Source organism: Acidovorax sp. LjRoot194 (assembly GCF_964253015.1).
Classification (GTDB): Bacteria; Pseudomonadota; Gammaproteobacteria; order Burkholderiales; family Burkholderiaceae_C; genus Acidovorax.
The window spans coordinates 4,938,813-4,955,924 of the sequence record NZ_CAXUQB020000001.1 but is presented as its reverse complement, the minus strand read 5'-3'; the positions used below and the strand labels follow the sequence as shown (position 1 = coordinate 4,955,924).

Annotated in this window: 11 protein-coding genes; 4 read left to right on the top strand and 7 right to left on the bottom strand. The window is 66.9% G+C overall.

The features are described 5' to 3' along the window. Positions 1-13: 13 nt before the first annotated feature. On the top strand, positions 14-2,272 hold the full coding sequence (locus tag ACSQ3N_RS22405) for a putative bifunctional diguanylate cyclase/phosphodiesterase (RefSeq protein WP_235507394.1): 2,259 nt from the start codon (positions 14-16) through the stop codon (positions 2,270-2,272). 352 nt (positions 2,273-2,624) lie between these two features. Next, entirely contained in the window at positions 2,625-5,162 is a 2,538-nt protein-coding gene (locus tag ACSQ3N_RS22400) for a membrane-bound PQQ-dependent dehydrogenase, glucose/quinate/shikimate family (protein ID WP_436147998.1), read from the top strand. Positions 5,163-5,191: 29 nt separating this feature from the next. Here ACSQ3N_RS22400 and ACSQ3N_RS22395 read toward each other — a convergent pair whose 3' ends face one another. Continuing rightward, on the bottom strand, positions 5,192-6,142 hold the full coding sequence (locus ACSQ3N_RS22395; protein WP_056167103.1) for a LysR family transcriptional regulator: 951 nt from the start codon (positions 6,140-6,142) through the stop codon (positions 5,192-5,194). Positions 6,143-6,319: 177 nt separating this feature from the next. On the opposite strand from ACSQ3N_RS22395, the gene ACSQ3N_RS22390 reads away from it, so the two are divergent. Next, positions 6,320-7,960 (top strand): argininosuccinate lyase, encoded by a 1,641-nt coding sequence (locus ACSQ3N_RS22390; RefSeq protein ID WP_436147510.1) that lies wholly within the window; start codon positions 6,320-6,322, stop codon positions 7,958-7,960. Between the two features lie 56 nt (positions 7,961-8,016). Here the strand turns inward: ACSQ3N_RS22390 and ACSQ3N_RS22385 are convergent, their stop codons facing one another. The 5 genes from ACSQ3N_RS22385 to ACSQ3N_RS22365 form a co-directional block, all read right to left on the bottom strand. Then, positions 8,017-10,128, bottom strand: coding sequence for a TonB-dependent receptor family protein (locus tag ACSQ3N_RS22385; RefSeq protein WP_056167107.1), 2,112 nt, complete (start codon positions 10,126-10,128; stop codon positions 8,017-8,019). Between the two features lie 167 nt (positions 10,129-10,295). Further along, positions 10,296-11,603, bottom strand: coding sequence for a PQQ-dependent sugar dehydrogenase (locus tag ACSQ3N_RS22380; protein WP_436147509.1), 1,308 nt, complete (start codon positions 11,601-11,603; stop codon positions 10,296-10,298). Between the two features lie 182 nt (positions 11,604-11,785). Beyond that, on the bottom strand, positions 11,786-14,323 hold the full coding sequence (locus tag ACSQ3N_RS22375; protein ID WP_436147508.1) for a cbb3-type cytochrome c oxidase subunit I: 2,538 nt from the start codon (positions 14,321-14,323) through the stop codon (positions 11,786-11,788). Next, positions 14,320-15,237 carry a cytochrome c oxidase subunit II gene (locus ACSQ3N_RS22370; RefSeq protein ID WP_436147507.1) on the bottom strand — a complete coding sequence of 306 codons (918 nt, stop codon included), beginning with the start codon at positions 15,235-15,237 and terminating at the stop codon, positions 14,320-14,322. The genes ACSQ3N_RS22375 and ACSQ3N_RS22370 overlap by 4 nt, the downstream gene beginning before the upstream one ends. 2 nt (positions 15,238-15,239) lie before the next feature. Continuing rightward, a complete protein-coding gene (locus ACSQ3N_RS22365; RefSeq protein WP_235507348.1) occupies positions 15,240-15,665 on the bottom strand; it encodes a c-type cytochrome in 426 nt (141 codons plus the stop codon). 50 nt (positions 15,666-15,715) lie between these two features. On the opposite strand from ACSQ3N_RS22365, the gene ACSQ3N_RS22360 reads away from it, so the two are divergent. Beyond that, positions 15,716-16,633, top strand: coding sequence for a c-type cytochrome (locus ACSQ3N_RS22360; protein ID WP_056167117.1), 918 nt, complete (start codon positions 15,716-15,718; stop codon positions 16,631-16,633). A 150-nt stretch (positions 16,634-16,783) separates the two neighbouring features. On the opposite strand, the gene ACSQ3N_RS22355 is transcribed toward ACSQ3N_RS22360, so the two are convergent. Continuing rightward, positions 16,784-17,035: a hypothetical protein gene (locus tag ACSQ3N_RS22355; protein ID WP_056167120.1), complete on the bottom strand. Its 252-nt coding sequence runs from the start codon at positions 17,033-17,035 to the stop codon at positions 16,784-16,786. Positions 17,036-17,112: the final 77 nt, after the last annotated feature.

Below are 17,112 nucleotides of genomic sequence, written 5' to 3'. Positions count from 1 at the left end.
TGACGCGCTCGGCATGGGGACGCACTGGCGAATACTCGTCGTCGACAACGATCCCGACGTGCACGCCGCCACGCTGGCTGCGCTGGAGGGCCACACGCTGTTCGAGCGCCCGTTGGTGTTCATGCATGCGTTCTCGGGCGACGAGGCCAAATCTTTGCTGCTCAAGGAAACCGACCTTGCCATGGTCATCCTCAACGTGGTGCCGGAGCAGGCCAGCCCGGGGCTGGACCTCGTCGATTTCATCCGCCACTCGGCGGGCCTGAGGAACACCCGCATCGTGCTGCGCACCGGCCAGCCCGGGCAGGTGCCGGACCTTGACACCCTGCTGCGGTACGACATCAACGACTACCGGACCAAGGCCGAACTCACCCCCGACCGGCTGTTGGCGATGGTCGTGACAGCGGTTCGGTCCTACAAACAACTGTGCGCGGTCGATGCCAGCCGGGTCAGCCTGGAGATGATCGTGCGCTCCAGCGCATCGCTTCTGGAAACGAAGGATGCCTATGAGTTCGCATCGGCAGTGCTGACGCAACTGGCGGCCTTGCTGAATGTGGAACGCGAGGGCCTGGTGTGCGTGCAGCGCGGCGAGAACCGGCGTGACTACTACGTACTGGCCGCCTCGGGCAGGTTCTCCGAACTCGCAGGGCTCCCGCTGGATCTGTTGTCACAAGGGCCCGAACTCGATCTGCTGTGCACTTCCATCGCCAAGCGGTACAACGTGTTCGGCGAGTCGGGAGGACTGGCGCTGCACATCGGCCACAAGGACGAGCAAGACTTCGTGGTGTTCATGGATGTGCCCCGCAACCATCGCGGCCTGGAGCCGCAGTTGCTCGATGTGCTGTGCGCGAACCTGAGCACGCTGCTGCACAACCGCGGGCTTCTGGGGCGGTTGCACGAGAGCGCCTACCACGACCCTTTGGTGAACCTTCCCAACCGCGCGCACTTTGTCGAAGAGGTCAATGATTGCGCGCGGCACGGGGCCACCGACTACGTTCTGGCGCTGATCGATATTGATGACTTCAGCGCCACGAACGAGGTGATGGGCCATCGCTTTGGCGACCGGCTGCTGGAGAAGGTCGCGCGTTGCCTGGAAGCATCGCTGCCGCCTGGCGTGCTGTTGGCGCGGCTCGGGGCGGACACCTTCGGGGTGCTGGGCTCCGTCCGGCAGGTGAGGCCGAGAAGCCTGCTGGATTGCGTTCGGCAACCGTTGAACATCGACGGCGTACCGCACAAGGTATCGCTCACCTGTGGGTACGTGCTCCTGCCCGACGAACCGCAGGCCGGTGCCGATCTGGTCAAGGATGCGACCATCGCCCTCAAGCGCGCGAAACGCGACCACCGGGGCCAGGACCTCCAGTACGCCGTGCAAATGGGAACGGAGGCAAGGGCCCGTGCCTTGCTGCGTTCCGAGCTGCGGGAGGCCATCGAGAACGAACAGCTGTTCCTCGTGTACCAGCCCCAGCTGAACCTCGACACCCATGCCCTGGTGGGGCTGGAGGCACTGCTGCGATGGCGGACGGCGGACGGCGGATTCGTTCCGCCCGATCAGTTCATTCCCGTGGCCGAACACTCCGGCCTCATTGTCGGACTGGGGCAGTGGGTTCTGGCCACCGCGTGCGCCACCATGCGTGAGCTGCTGGATGCCAACGCTGCCCCGCAGCGCATGGCCGTCAATGTGTCCACGGTGCAGTTGCAGGACCCGGGATTTTTCGACATCGTGTGCGCTGCGCTGGACCACAGCGGGCTGCAAGGCGAGCACCTCGAACTGGAGATCACGGAGTCGGTGGCGGTGCTCCCGACGCAGTTCCTGGAGCACACTTTGTCGGCTCTGCGAGCCAAGGGCATCACGATTGCCATCGACGACTTCGGCACCGGGTATTCGTCACTGAGCTACCTGGAACGCCTGCCGCTGGACCGCATCAAGATCGACCGTTCATTCGTCCGACAGCTCGGTGAACCGCGCGGCGCGCGCATTGCTGAGATGGTGGCCCAGTTGGGCCGAAAACTCGGCCTGAGCGTGCTGGCGGAAGGCATCGAGGATGCCGCCGTCTGGCAGTCGCTGCGCGGCATGGGCTGCCAGGAAGGCCAGGGGTTTCACATCGCCAGGCCGATGGAGCGGGACGCGCTGGTCGGCTGGATCCGGCGCCACGCGGGGTCATCCGTTCGGCACATGCAAGTGCCTTGCGCTGGTTTGCGGGATGAGCCGGAGCCCGTGGTCCAAGCGGTGTGCACTGGGCGGGTTTCTCACGGCGAGGTCGGCAACCTGCTGTAAGGCCAGATGCGGTCTTCCATGATGGTGGTGCGTCGTGGGTGCTGGCCGCGATGTGAATGCGTTCTGCTGGGCGCACACGTTTGACACGGTTCTCTGGAGAGACTTTGCGCAGCCCAATGCCGAAAGTTTGGAGCGCGAGACCGGCGTAGCGCTTCACCGCCTGTAGGCGAGGGCGCACTTGCCATCAGCGCCAGAACCCACGGCGCTTCCCCGCCAACATCGTCACCATGGCTTTAGGTCCACATCCGCGCGCAGGTGCCGCGCGGAAGAGCCTTTACAAGCGCAATGGGATGGGGTCGGCATGGCAAATCACACACGCAGGGCAATGGTGACGGGCGTTATCGCCGGTCTGATGGGCGCAGCCGTTCTGGCGGGCGGTCTCTGGCTGGCGTCGCTCGGCGGCAGTTGGTACTACGCTGCGGTCGGGAGCGCGCTGCTGGTCACGGGATTCTTGTGGGCCCGCCAGCATCCGTGGGCGCGTGGGTGGTATGCCGTGGTGCTCGGCGGGTCGCTCGCGTGGGCGCTGTGGGAGGTGGGCCTCGACTGGTGGCCGTTGGCCGCGCGGCTCGATGTGCTGTTCGTGTTGGGCCTGTGGATGCTCACCCGCTGGTCGGGGCGCCCTTCGCTCACCGACGAGAGAGATGCCTCCGCTTCGCCTTTGGGTTCGCGCCGGGCGCACCGGGGCTGGTCGCCCTCAGGCAGTGCACTGCTGGGTCTGGTGATCGTGGTGTCTGCAGCCGTCGCGGTCGCGTCGTGGTTTCGTGACCCGCACGATGTCGCGGGCACATTGCCGCGGACCGAAGCCTCTGCCACCGTCACGCCCGCAGTCGCGCCCACCCCCGCATCGGGCATGCCCGGCAACCCTGTGGTTGCGCCTGGAGAGTGGCACGCTTATGGACGCACTGGCCTGGGCCAGCGCTTTGCTCCTTTGTCGGAGATCACGCCCGCCAACGTGTCGGCATTGAAGCTGGCTTGGGAATACCGCACAGGCGATGTGCGGGGCAAGCCGGGCGACCCTGAGGAGACCACGTACGAGGTTACGCCGCTCAAGATCGGCAATCGGCTTTTTCTGTGTACGCCGCACCAGTTGGTGATTGCGCTGGATGCGACCACGGGCAAGGAGCTGTGGCGCTACGACCCCCAGATTGAAAACAAGCTGGCTTTGCAGCATCTGACCTGCCGCGGGCTGTCTTACCAGCCGCCGCGCGCTGCTGCGGCGGATGTGAACGCTGGCGCAACCGTAGTGCCCGTGTTGCCCCTCACTGCTGCGGCGCCTACTGCGGCTACCGCGGCGCCTGCCGACACTGCTGCTGCCGCATCCAACTCCCGTCAGACGCCCATCGCGGCACGGCGCGGTGCGACGGATGCGGCCTGCATGGCCAAGCTGTTCATGCCCACGGCAGATGGCCGCATCATCGCGCTGAGCCCCGACACCGGCGCGGTGTGCGCCAACTTTGGCGGGGGCACCGGCCAGATCGACCTGTGGCAGCGCATGCCCAACCTGCGGCCAGGTGCGTACTACTCGACCTCGCCGGTGGTGGTCACCCAGCGCTACGTGATCGTGGGTGGCACGGTGCTCGACAACGCGTCCGTCAAGGAGCAGTCGGGCGTGATCCGCGCATTCGACATCGACACCGGCCAGCTGGTATGGAACTGGGATTCAGGCAACCCTGACGACACCGCACCCTTGGCGCCAGGGCGCACCTACACGCCCAACTCGCCCAACAGCTGGTCCATATCCAGCGTGGACGAGGCACTGGGCATGGTCTATGTGCCCATGGGCAACCAGCCACCCGACCAATGGGGCGGCCGCCGCAGTCCGGCGGTGGAACGCTATTCGTCGTCTGTTGTGGCGCTCGACCTGGCCAGCGGCCGCGTGCGCTGGCACTTCCAGACCGTGCACCACGATCTGTGGGACTACGACGTGCCTGCACAACCGACCCTGCTCGACCTGCAGATCAATGGCCAGACGGTGCCTGCACTGGTGCAGCCCACCAAGCAGGGCGAGTTGTTTGTGCTGGACCGCCGCACCGGTGCGCCGTTGCTGCCGGTACAGGAGGCGCCAGCACCCCAGGGCGCAGCCGCCGGCGACCACACTGCGGCCACGCAGCCCCACTCGGCCCTGTCGTTCAACCCGCCCCCGCTGCGCGAGCGTGACATGTGGGGCGCAACGATGTTCGATCAGCTGGCCTGTCGCATCGCGTTCCATCGGCTGCGCTACGAGGGCAGGTTCACCCCGCCCTCCGAGCAAGGCAGCCTGGTGTATCCAGGCAACTTCGGCGTGTTCAACTGGGGAGGCATTGCGGTCGACCCGTCCCGCCAGGTGGCGTTCACCACGCCCACATACCTGGCGTTCGTGTCCAAGCTGGTCCCCCGCAAAGACGACTCCAGCCTGATGGTGCAGAAGGATGGACCGCCCAAAGGCAACCTGCCCGCGCTCAACGAAAACTTTGGTGCGCCTTTTGCCGCGTCGATGAAGCCTTTCGTATCGCCCATGGGCCTGCCCTGCCAGGCACCGCCCTGGGGCTACGTGGCGGGTGTCGACCTGCGCACGGGCCAGGTGGCATGGAAGCACCGCAACGGTACGGTGCGCGACCTGGCGCCAGTACCGCTTCCGTTTCGCATGGGGGTGCCCGGTATCGGCGGGCCCATGGTGACGGCCGGAGGGGTAGCGTTCTACTCAGGCGCGCTCGACAACTATGTGCGTGCCTATGACGTGAACGACGGCCGCATCATCTGGCACGACCGCCTTCCCGCCGGCGGGCAGGCCACGCCCATGAGCTACACGGGCGACGACGGGCGCCAGTACGTGGTGGTGGTGGCGGGCGGGCATGGCTCCACGGGCACCAAGGCCGGTGACTCGGTGCGTGCCTACGCATTGCCGCGCTAGCAGCGCCGGGCGCCGTAGCGTCGGCGGCGCTACTGGGCCTGCGCGAGAAGGTGATGGATGAACGGGCGGCACGGGTGGGCCGCACCATGGTCCGTCATTAAGTCCGCTCTGACCAGCACGCCCAGCGGCGGTACAGGCCTGGTTTGCCAGGCCAGCACGGCCAGGTCCTGCCGTTGCACGAACGGCCGCACCAGGCTCATCGGCAGGCACACCAGCAAGTCGCTGGCGGACAGCAGGGCATAGGCGATTTCTGCCGAGCGGCTGGACACCCTGCATAGATCGGGAACACCCCCCAGGTCGTCGAAGAGATGCTCCACCTGCAAGGGGCCAAGCCCTGTGAGCGGTGGGGCAAGCCAGCGATGCGCGAGCAAATCAGCGGCCTGCAGGGTGGCTTGCTGAGCCAACGGGTGTCCTGTGCGGCACGCGACGACGAACTCGTCCTGCCGCACGGCGTGGAACTCGAAACCCTGTGGCATGGGCTCCGGCTGGCGGCAGATCGCAAGGTCCAGTTTTCCTTCTTGAATGCTCGCGAGCAGGTTGTCGATGGTGATCTCCTGCACATCGATGACGGCGTCTGGCTGCAACGCGCAATAAGCGTGTATCGCCGTGGTCAGCAAGCCGTTGATGCCCGCGGCAATGCTCCCGATGCGGATCGGGGCGGACGCTGCCCCCTGCTGCATCAGCGCTGCATTGCCGGCCACCGCCTCGATGGGCACCAGCGCGGCCCGCAACAGCGGTAGCACTGCGCGACCCAGGCTCGTCAGGCGCATGCCTTTGGCGTGCCGTTCGAAGATGGCCCCGCCCAGTGTGTTCTCCAGCTCTGCCAGGGCGTGGGTGGCGGCAGGCTGGCTCAGGCCGATGGACGCTGCAGCCCGGTGCAGGCTTTGCAGGTCGGCAATCGCGATCACCAGTTGCAGGTGCTTCAGGCGGACGCGACCCAGGATTCGATTGAACAGGACCGACGGGGAGGGCTCAGACATGGGTATTCAAAAAATGAATCAGACAGCTAAAGAAGCATTGGTCTCGCGCGGCGCGCTGTGCAACGATGCCCGGGCCCTGAAGGGTGGGCGCCAACGCGCTCAGTCAATCCACTCCACGAATGTTATTGCCGAAAGGGACATGCCAAGGTCCCGCGGTCACTGAGGAGACAAAACCACATGCCATCGCCCTGTACTTACCCGTCGCGCCGTGCCGCACCGCGCACCTCCCGCCTTTACCTGCTGCCCATCGTCGGCGCGATGCTGGCCGCTAGCACTGCACACGCTGCCGACACGCTGGATACCGCCTGCAAGACCACGGCCGAATGCCAGGCGCAGGTCGCCAAGATCCAGGGCGTCGTGAGGGGTGACGCCACCAGTGCCCTGTCCAAATCGCAAGACACCTTTTACTGGATCGGCCGGATCAACATGGCATCGACCGTGATGAACGTCGAGCAGGGCATCATTCCCAAGACGCTGGCAGGCCGCATAGCGCGCGGCGTGGAGCAGTCGATCGCACAGGCCAGCGCGCCCGGCGGCAAGCGGCCCACCGACGTCCTGCAGGTCGAGAAAATCATCACGGACGCCGTGGGGCCCGAGGCCACGCTCATCCACACCGGCCGCAGCCGGCAGGACATCCATTCCACGCTGAACGCCGCGCAGCTGCGGCTGGAGATGCTGGACTTCGCAGACGCCCTGGATCAGGTGCGTGCACGGCTCATCACCATCGCACAGGCGCACACCGCCACGTATGTGCCTGCTTACACCAACGGCGTGCAGGCCATGCCCATCAGCTATGCACACTACCTGATGGCCTTTGCCGACTCGTTCGGTCGCGACTCGGCGCGCATCCGCGAGGCCTACGCACGCGTCAACCTCAGCCCCATGGGCACCGCAGTGCTGGCCAACTCCAGCTGGAGCATCAACCGCGAGCGCCTGGCACAACTGCTCGGGTTCGACGGCCTGATCGTGAACTCGCTGGATGCCGGGCAGATCAGCACCTACGACATTCCCATAGAAGCCACGTCCATCGCCAGCTCGACCGCCATCCGCGTCGGGGCCTTCATGCAGGATGTTCACACGCAGTACCACCAGACCCGGCCCTGGCTGCTGCTGGCCAGCTCCAAGACCTACACCAGCAGCGCCATGCCGCAAAAGGCCAACCCCGGAATCATCCAGAACACGCGGGCCAAGGCCAGCGATGTGGTGTCCTCGGCGCAGGCATCGCTGTGGCGCGCCCATAACGTGACACCGGGCATGATCGACTACAAGAACACCTGGAGCCCTGCCAGCGCCAAGACGTTTGTGCAGGCTGTCGAAATGCTGCAGCAGTTCACCGATGTGCTCGATTCGCTGCGCATCGATCCGGCGCGTGCACTGGAGGAGCTGGAGTCCGAATGGACCACGTCGATGGAGCTGGCGGAGGCACTGCAGCGCAGTCACGGCGTGCCGTTCCGCGTGGGGCACCACTTCGCATCCGACGTGGTGCTGTTTGCGAAAGAGCGCAACATTCGGCCCAAGGATTTTCCCTATGCAGAGGCTGTGAAGATCTACCGCGAAGCAGGTAAAAAATACGACCTCAAGGAGCAGCGGCTTCCGCTGAGCGAGAAGGAATTTCGCCGCGCGCTGTCGCCTGCAGAGATGGTCGTCACCCGCACGGGCACCGGTGGCCCCCAACCGCGGGAGGTACAGCGGATGATCGCCGCTGGCACCGACAGCCTGGCCAAAGACCGCGCGTGGGCTGGTGACGCACGCCAACGCCTGCTGTCGGCCGAGGCGGCGTTGAATGCCGCCTTTGCAACCCTGGTCGCTGCCCCGTAAGCCTGTGGGCGCGGCCCGGTAACTGCAACGGCAGTGGCAACGGAAGCCGGCCGGCGCTAGAGGAACTGCGCCCGCACACCCACCATCAACCGTCTGCCGGCTGCCGGTTCAAAGAACCGGCCGTTGCCATCGTTCACGATCAGTGTCCCGGCATAGCGTCGGTTCAACAGGTTGTCGAGCCTGGCCCACAATTGCCAGCGGGTGGCACCTGGCGCCGTGCCGCCCATCTGGTAGCCCGCGTGCAGCCCCACTACGGCAAAGCCTGCAGCCGATTCGCTGTTGGTGTCGTTGGCAAATACCGGGCCCGACAGGTTCACTGCGCCGCCCACACGCCACCGGGGGCCCGGTGCGTAGTCGACGGCCCACTGCGCCACATGGCGTGCAGTGCCTGGCAAGCGGTTGCCTGCGGCCACGGCAGCGCCTGCGGCGCCGGTGTAAGCGTTGCCGAAGCGGGCATCCAGGTACGTGTAGGTGGCGCTGGGAGACCAGGCGCCCCAAGCGGCCCGCCAGGCCAGCTCCAGGCCCTGGCGGCGCACGTTGTCCACGTTCTGGAAGACGGAGCGGCCGTTGACGGTGGCCACCGGCACGATCTCGCCGCGGCTGCGCGTGTCGAACCATGCCAGGTCGACCTGCTGGTGCTCGCCGCGCCATTTCGCGCCGATCTCCCACTGTTGGCTTGTCGATGCAGACAGCCCGTAGTTGGGGCCTGCGTTGCCCACGCTGTAGGCCATTTCGGCCAGCGTGGGTGTCTCGAAGCCGCGGCCCGCATTGGCGTAAATGTTCAACGCGTCGGTGGCGCTCCACACCACACCCAGCACGGGGCTGGTGTGGCGCCAGGTGCGCGCGCCGCTGTCGTCCGGGTTGGCCGGGGTGATGTAGCGGTCGTTCACCTGCACGCGCACCTGGCTTGCGCGCAGGCCGGCAATGGCGCGCCAGCGGGGCGACAGCCAGGCATCGATCTGCGCGTACACATCAGTGTTGGTGGCGCGGTCCTGCTCGTTGCGGCGCACGTCGCCACTGGTGCCTGCATCGTTCACAAAGCCCTGGCGGTGTTCGGCCATGCGGTGCGTCTCAAGGCCCGCCGTCAGGGTCACTGGCAGGCCGGATGCCAGCCGCGCCGAGCGCGTCCAGGTGGCGCCCATGCCGTGGTAGCTGCGGTCCAGGCTCACCACCCCGCCGGCGCTGTTGGTGGCTGCACCGCTAAAGGACAGGTACTGCGTCAGGTCGCGCGTGCCGCCGTAGGCGCGCAGCTGCACGCTGTCGGTGGACGACAACTCGTGGTCCACCACCAGACCCAGCTGGTTCTGGGACACCGACTTGCGGGTGTCGAACGCGGTGGCGACTGCAGCGGCCTGCCGCGGGTCGCTCTGCATTTGGGCGTGTGTCAGGCCCAGCGGGTCCTGCGCCAGCGGCTGGTCATACAGGTTGACAAGCGCAGTCACGCGTGTGCGGCCGTCCGGCCGCGCCACCAGCTTGCCGTTGAGGTGTGTGCGCTGCGCTCCACTGTGTGCGCGCCAACCGTCGGTGTCGAAACGGGACACGTCCACCAGGCCACCCAGGCGCTGGTCGCCAAAGTCGAGCGATGCGTCGACCAGCCGCTGGCCGTACGACCCGATGGCCAGACCCGCCTGCGCGGTTCCGGTCGTGCGAGGGTCGCGCGTGGTGACCTGCACCACGCCTCCGGCCGCATTGCCATACAGCTGCGCGAGCGGGCCGCGCAGCACATCGATCTGGGCGGCCGAGGGCAGGTGCGCGGTGGCGGCCTGGCCCTGGCCGTCGGGCATGGTCGCAGGGATGCCGTCGACCAGTATGCGCACGCCCCGCACGCCAAAGGTGGAGCGGGCGCCGAAGCCGCGCACGGCGATCTGCAGGTCCTGCGCGTAGTTGCCGCGGTCCTGCGTGACCACGCCAGCCTGGCCGCTCAGCAGCTCTGACAAATTCACCAGGGGCGAGGGTGCCGAAAACCCGTCCACCACCACGCTGCTGTGGCTCGCAGCGCTGTCGAAGCGGCGCTGGGCGGCCGTGCTGCCCATGACCTCCACTGTGCGCAAGGTGGGCGCAGCATCGGCGGATGGCTGTGCGTCAGTGGTTTCTTCGGCGGCGTGGGCGGCCACGCAGGCGCAGCCGGCCAGCATGAACACGGCGCCATGTTTGAAAAGAGGGGGCATGGAAGTCCGCAACACGGCAGCGCAGAGTGAGGGTCAAAGAGGATCGAAGACAGGCGAGGCGACAGCAGGGAAAGGGAGAGCAGGGCGATGCAGCGGGGGAAGCCGCTGCCAGCCCTGCGTCGATTGTCGCGCTGCATGCCACGGCGCGGTGGTGCGGTGGTGGGCGGCTATTCCGTGCGAACCACACGCCAGATGGTGTTGCCCACATCGTCGGCCACCAGCAGTGCGCCCTTGCCGTCCATGGCGACACCGACGGGGCGTCCGTAGGCCTTGCCGTCCTTGCTCAGAAAGCCACCCAGAAACTCCACGGGCGGCCCGGACGGCTGCCCACCGGCAAAGGGCACGAACACCACGTTGTAGCCTGTCAGATCCTTGCGGTTCCACGAACCGTGCTGCCCGATGAAAGCGCCACTGGCGTACTGCGTGGGCATGCGTGCGTCCGAGAAGGCCATGCCTAGCGGTGCGACATGGGAGCCCAGGCCGTAGTCGGGCGCTACGGCCTTGGCCACCATGTCCGGGTTGGCCGGCTTGACGCGCGTGTCCACGTTCTGGCCCCAGTAACTCCAGGGCCAGCCGTAGAAGGCGCCGTCCTTGACGGACGTGAGGTAGTCGGGCACGAGATCGTTGCCCAGCTCATCGCGTTCGTTGACCACGGTCCAGAGCGCCTTGCTTTGCGGCTCCCAGCCCAGGCCGTTGGGGTTGCGCAGGCCGGTGGCAAACAGGCGTTTGTTGCCGGTGGCAACATCCACCTCCCAGATCGCGGCGCGGCCTTCCTCTGCTGCGAGGCCGTTGTCGCCGATGTTGCTGTTGGAGCCCACCGTCGCGTACAGCTTGCTGCCGTCAGCGCTGGCAAGGATGTTCTTGGTCCAGTGGTGGTTGGCGCCCGCCGGCAGGTCCGTGACTTTGGTGGGAGTCGTCGCTATTGAGGTCTGGCCGGTTTCGTACGGCACCTTGACTATCGCATTCGCGTTGGCGATGTACAGCTGTTGGCCCACCAGGGCCATGCCGAACGGCGACACGAGGTCTTTCATGAACACCGTGCGGGTTTCCGCGACACCGTCGCCGTCGGCATCGCGCAGCAGCGTGATGCGGTTGGCACTGGGCGTGCCCGCGCCGGCACGCTTCATGACCATGCCCATGGCCTTGCCGCGCAGTCCGTCGGCGTGCACGTTCTTCGCGCCTTCTTCGGGTTGCGGCTTGTTGCTTTCAGCCACCAGCACGTCGCCGTTGGGCAGGGTGTACACCCAACGCGGATGGTCCAGGCCACTGGCCAGTGCAGTCACCTTGAAGCCTGTGGGCGCGAGCGGCGTCACGCCTTGCGGCCACTCGTCGGCCGGCGCGATGTTGACGGTGGGCAGAAGCAGGTTCTTGTGCGGGGGCGGCAATGGCGGGTTGGGTCCGACACCTGGCGGGTTGAGCTGCTGCGCGCTGGCCCCAGCGATGGAGCAGCTTGCCAGCAGCGCTGCGAGCGTCAAAGGCCACCCCGGCCCTGACGGACGGGACGGCACGGATGCCGAGGTGAAAACCGATGGCCGAGCGGGCCGTGAGGGCGATGGGTGTCGGGCAGGCTTTTGCATGGCGCAGTATGGACAGTGACGACCCCAGCCGGATGTAGGCGGACACCGCAAGTCCTGGCGTGTCAGCCACTGCGCGCCGTTCAGCTACCCATCCAGGCTGGCAGCCACCGTACCAGCGCCATGCCCACCAGGGCCTGGGCGACGGTGCCGTGCCACATGAGGGCCGTGTTGTCCAAGGTGGCGCGGGCATCGGTTCGCAGCCTGCCTGCCCACGAGCGGGCCAGCACGTAGCAGCCCATCACGATGAGGACCAGGCTGTGGAAGCCTTGCCACGCCAGCAGTGCTGCCACCGTGGCGCTCCAGGCGTCGGCGCGGGGCGAAAGGCCCGCCTGCCAATGGGTCGCCAACTCCAGGCCGGTGGCGCCCACCGCGCCCACCATGGCCAGAGCCACTGCCAGGCGCAGCAGGCCTTGCCGGGGGCGTTGTTGCAGACAGCGCACCGCCCACACCATGAGCCCGGACGCGCCGAGCAACAGCGCGGTGCTCAACGCCCCGCCCGGGGGGATGTGGGCGCCCGGTGGCGGGCAGATGTCCAGCGCCATCGACACGTGGATGTGCGCGAACGCGAACGAGGCGAAAACCGTGGCGTCCACCGCCAGCAGGATCACCGTGGCCCACCAGGAGTGAGAGCCCACGCCCGAGGCCGATGTCGGCACGCTCACACCCTCGCCGATGGCGGCCGTGTCTTGAGGTGGCGGGAGGTCTGATCCCCAGAGCCACACGAGCATCGCGGCCACCGACGCCACCCCTGCGATCATCGCGGGCACGATCCAGGCGACGGTCAGCAACAGGAAGAAGCCGGCCGTGCCCGCCGCTGCAATGAAGGGCGACCAGCCGTCTCCCGGAAGACGCAGCAGGTGCCGAACCTGCGCCTGCACGGGGCTCGTGACCAGCGTCTCGCGCCCACCGAACACCGTGCCCGGCAACCAGTGCCGGCCTGCGGCGACCTCCTGCGGCAGCGAGGGATGGCTCCACAGCGGCTCTCGCGAGGCGATTTGCGGGATGCTGCGCACGCCGTAGTCGCCCTGCGGCAGCCATTCCAGCGAATCTGCCCGCCATGGGTCGCCGTGATCACGTTCGGAGCGCACCAGGGTGCGCACCAGATCGACCAGGCACAGCAATACGCCGGCCGCAAAAACGAAAGCACCCACCGTGGACAGCAGGTTCCACAGCGTCCAGTCGAGCCCGGCGGAATAGGTGTACACGCGGCGCGGCATGCCGGCCATGCCGGCGATGTGCATTGGAAAGAAAGCCAGGTTGAAGCCGCCGAACATCAGCGCAAAGCTCCACCGGCCCACGCGCTCGGACAACCTGTGCCCGTTGTACAGCGGCGCCCAGTAGTAGATGGCAGCGAACAGCGGGAACACCAGCCCGCCGACCAGCACGTAGTGCAGGTGCGCCACGACGAAGTAGCTGTCGTGCGCCTGCCAGTCAAACGGCAGCACGGCCAGCATCACCCCCGTGAGTCCGCCCAGCACGAACACGAAGTGAAAGCCCAGCAGGAACAGCGACGGCGCCTTCATTCGCACCCGGCCCCGCCAGAAGGTGGCGATCCATGCGAACACCTGCACGGCGCTCGGGATCGACACGGCGAAGCTGGCGATGGAGGTGATGTGCAGCGCCAGTGGTCCCAGCCCTGCGGTGAACATGTGGTGCATCCACAGCAGAAAGCTGATGGCGCCCACCGCGACCAGCGCCCAGACGATGGCGCGGTGGCCGACGAGCGACGTGCCCGCCATCACCGGCACCATCATCGACACCATGCCGGCCGCAGGCAGGAAGATGATGTACACCTCCGGGTGGCCGAAGAACCAGAACAGGTGCTGCCACAGCAGTGGGTCGCCTCCGCGTGCGGGTATGAAGAAGGGCCAGTCGAACGCGCGTTCCAGCTCCAGCAGCAGCGTGCCCGCAATGAGTGCCGGAAACGCGAAGATCACCATCAGCGCCGCCACCAGCACGGCCCACGCGAATACCGGCATCCTGGCCAGCGTCATGCCAGGCGCGCGCGTGAAGAGGATGCCGATGATCAGCTCGATGGCCCCTGCAATCGCAGAGATCTCGATGAACCCGATACCGAGGAGCCACCAGTCGGCGCCGATGCCGGGAGAAAATTCCTTGCTGGTGAGCGGCGGATACATGAACCAGCCGCCGTCGGGCGAAGCCCCGAAGAAGATGGTGCAAAAGAACGCGATGCCGCCAAACGCATAGGCCCAGAAGGCATACGCAGACAGGCGCGGAAAAGGCAGGTCGCGCGCGCCCAGCATGTTGGGCAGCAGCCAGACCGCCACGGCCTCTACCACTGGCACTGCGAACAGGAACATCATCACCGACCCATGCATGGTGAAGAGCTGGTTGTAGGTATTAGCGCCCACGAGGGTGTTGCCCGGAAGTGCCAGCTGCATGCGGATGACCAGGGCCAGAACACCTGCCAGCACGAAGAACAGCAGCGCAGTGGCCAGGTAGTAGACACCGATGTGGCTGTTGTTCACTGCCGTCAGCCTGCGCCACCCGGACGGGGGCGCCCAGGCCCGCTGCAGCGCCTGCAGCTCGCCCTCGGGGCGGGGCAGGGTGTTGGGCAGTCCGGCAGTTGTTGGCGGTGTGTAGGCAGTGCCCGTCATTGGAGTGACCCCAGCCACTCGGCGATGGCGTTCAAAGTGTGTGTGTCCAGCCGGTCGTAGGACGGCATGCGCGCGCCCGGCTTGATGTGCTCGGTGTGCGCCACCCAGCGGGCACGCGCCTCATGCGTGTTGGGCAGCGTTCCGGCGCCCAGGTGCAGGCGGCTGCCGAAGTGCGTGAGGTCCGGCCCCAGGTTGCCATCGGCGCCCGCGCCGCGCACGGTGTGGCAGGCGTTGCAGCGCTGGGCCAGAAATGCCGCGCGGCCTTGTTCCAGCAGTGCCGATGCGGCAGGCGCTGCAGGGCGCGCCTGAGCCGCAAGCCACGTGTCGAAGTCCGGGGCGGCAAGACCCACCACATGCAGTGCCATCAGCGCATGCTGCTCGCCGCAGAACTCTGCACACTGGCCGCGCCAGACGCCCGGCGCGGCTGCGTTGACGAGAAGGTGCTGCATGCGGCCCGGCAGCATGTCCATCTTGCCTGCCAGCTGGGGCACCCAGAAGCTGTGGATCACGTCGGCACTCGTGAGCGCCAGGTACACGGGCCTGCCCACCGGGATGCGGATTTCGTTGGCGGTCACGATGTCCGCGCCGGTGGCCGGGTCGCGGTAGCGCACCTCCCACCACCACATGTGGGCCTTCACGGTCACCATCAGCGCGCCGGGCGGCGGCAGCGGCTTCCAGTGGGGCGTGAGGGGCAGCGACCAGGCAAAGAGGACCACCAGGACCGCTGCGGGAAACGCCACCCCGCCGCCCCAGATCCACCACCGTGCGCTGGCGCCTGTCGACCGCGCACGCAGAGCCCCGGCCAGCAGCAGCATCACGCCAACGAAGATGATGCCGCCGCCGATGAACAGCGCCCAGGTCACCGTTTCGATGGCGCGGGCTGCATCGCCCGCGGACTGGAGCACGCCTTGCATCGTCATTCCAGCGACAAGAGGTAGGCCGCGATGTGCTGCGCATCGGGCCGCGAGACACCCATGCTGGGCATGGTGGAGCCGGGCACCAGCGACTGCGGGTCCATGATCCACTGCACCAGAAAGTCGGGCCGGTTGGGTAGCCTGCCGGCGATATAGCTGCGGCGGCTCCAGGCGCGCAGGGTCTGTGCACTGTCACCCCGCGCGGCCTGCACGCCCGGAATGGTGTGGCACGAGCCGCACTGGTATTGCGCCAGCAACACCTTTCCGCGGTCCACGCTGGCACCGGGCGCGACAGGCGGCACGGGCTGCGCGTGCGCGGCCCAGGGCAGCCCGGTCGCCATCAACAGCGTCAGCCCCCCGGCCCACGCGCGGCCCGGCCACCGCGTGCCGGGCGCGAGGAGCGTATCGAGCGGTTCCCTATGCTTCATCGGTGCATTCTGACGCACAGGGGTCGACAACTGACCCAGAATGAGCGCACATGTCCAAAGCCAAGATGTTTCTGATCGTTGTTGCAACCACTGGTGGTCTGGCCCTGGCAGCCCTGCTGGGTGGCGCTGTGGTCATCTACGGCGGTCTGTACGACGTGGCGGCCACCCGGCAGCACTGGCAGATCACGCACTCGGCACTGGAGGTCGCCATGCGCCAGTCGGTGCGACTGCGTGCCCGGCACATCGAGGCGCCCCCGCTGGCCGATGAGCGCATGGCGCTGCGCGGCGCTGCGTGCTTTCGCGACAAGTGCGTGCAGTGCCACGGAGCGCCCGGCGTAGCGCAAAGTGATATCGGCCTGGGCCTGCAGCCGCAGCCGGGCCCGCTGGTGGATGCCAAGCTGCACTGGCAACCGCGCGAGCTGTACTGGGTGGTACGCCATGGGCTCAAGATGACCGGCATGCCTGCGTGGGAATACCGCCTGGCCGATGGAGAGATATGGGACGTGGTGGCTTTCATGCAGCGGCTGCCCGAGCTGAGCGCGCCGCAGTACGCGCAGTGGCAAGAGCGAGCGTCTGCCACGGCTGCCGTACCGGCATGCGGGCGCGGCCAGGCAGTTCCGGCGCCCGTCGTCACCGCTGAACCCGCGCGCGCATCTGCATCTGCGACGGCGCCTGCAGTGGCCTTTGCCGTGAATGTAGAGCGCGGGCGTCAGGCGCTGCATCAATACGCCTGCGCCTCGTGCCACAGCATTCCAGGCGTTACCGGCCCTGCGGCGTACGTGGGACCGCCGCTAGACGGATTTGGAAAGCGCGAGATCATTGCCGGGGTCTTGCCCAACTCGCCGGACAACCTGGAGCGCTGGCTGGTGCATACCCAGTCCATCAAGCCTGGCACGGCGATGCCGGAGCTGGGGGTGGCCCCGCGGGACGCCCGGGACATGGCTGCGTTTTTGGCCACGCTGCGTTGATACACGCCCGACGGACCGGCTGGCGGCCTCAGCCACACCCAGCCGCTGCGCGCAAAGCTTCGCTGGTATGGGCTGGACGCTTGCTCACCATGGGGGCTCACAGTGCAGCGGGCATGGCAGCGCTGTGAAGATGGTGCGCTGCACCACAGATCACCGAAGCTCTCCCAGGATGGAATCGGAGCCGTCCCGCAGTGCTTCGTCCAGAAGGTGCCGCAGCAACTGCCCGCGCAAGCCGTCTTCATGGTCGACGACGGCCACCCCATCGGCCGACTCTCCACGGGTGACCTCGATGGGCACCGTCATGAAGTTGGCGTCGGTGGTTCGCAACAGATGGGTCAGCGCCTCAATGCGCGCATAGGCGTCACGAGGCAGCGTTCGTGACACGGTGATATTGATCGACATACATGACCTTGGTGTGCAGTCGCAGTGCCAGTGGCGAAGTGACCCAACTCCATTGGTCATCGATGCACGCCGAGCGT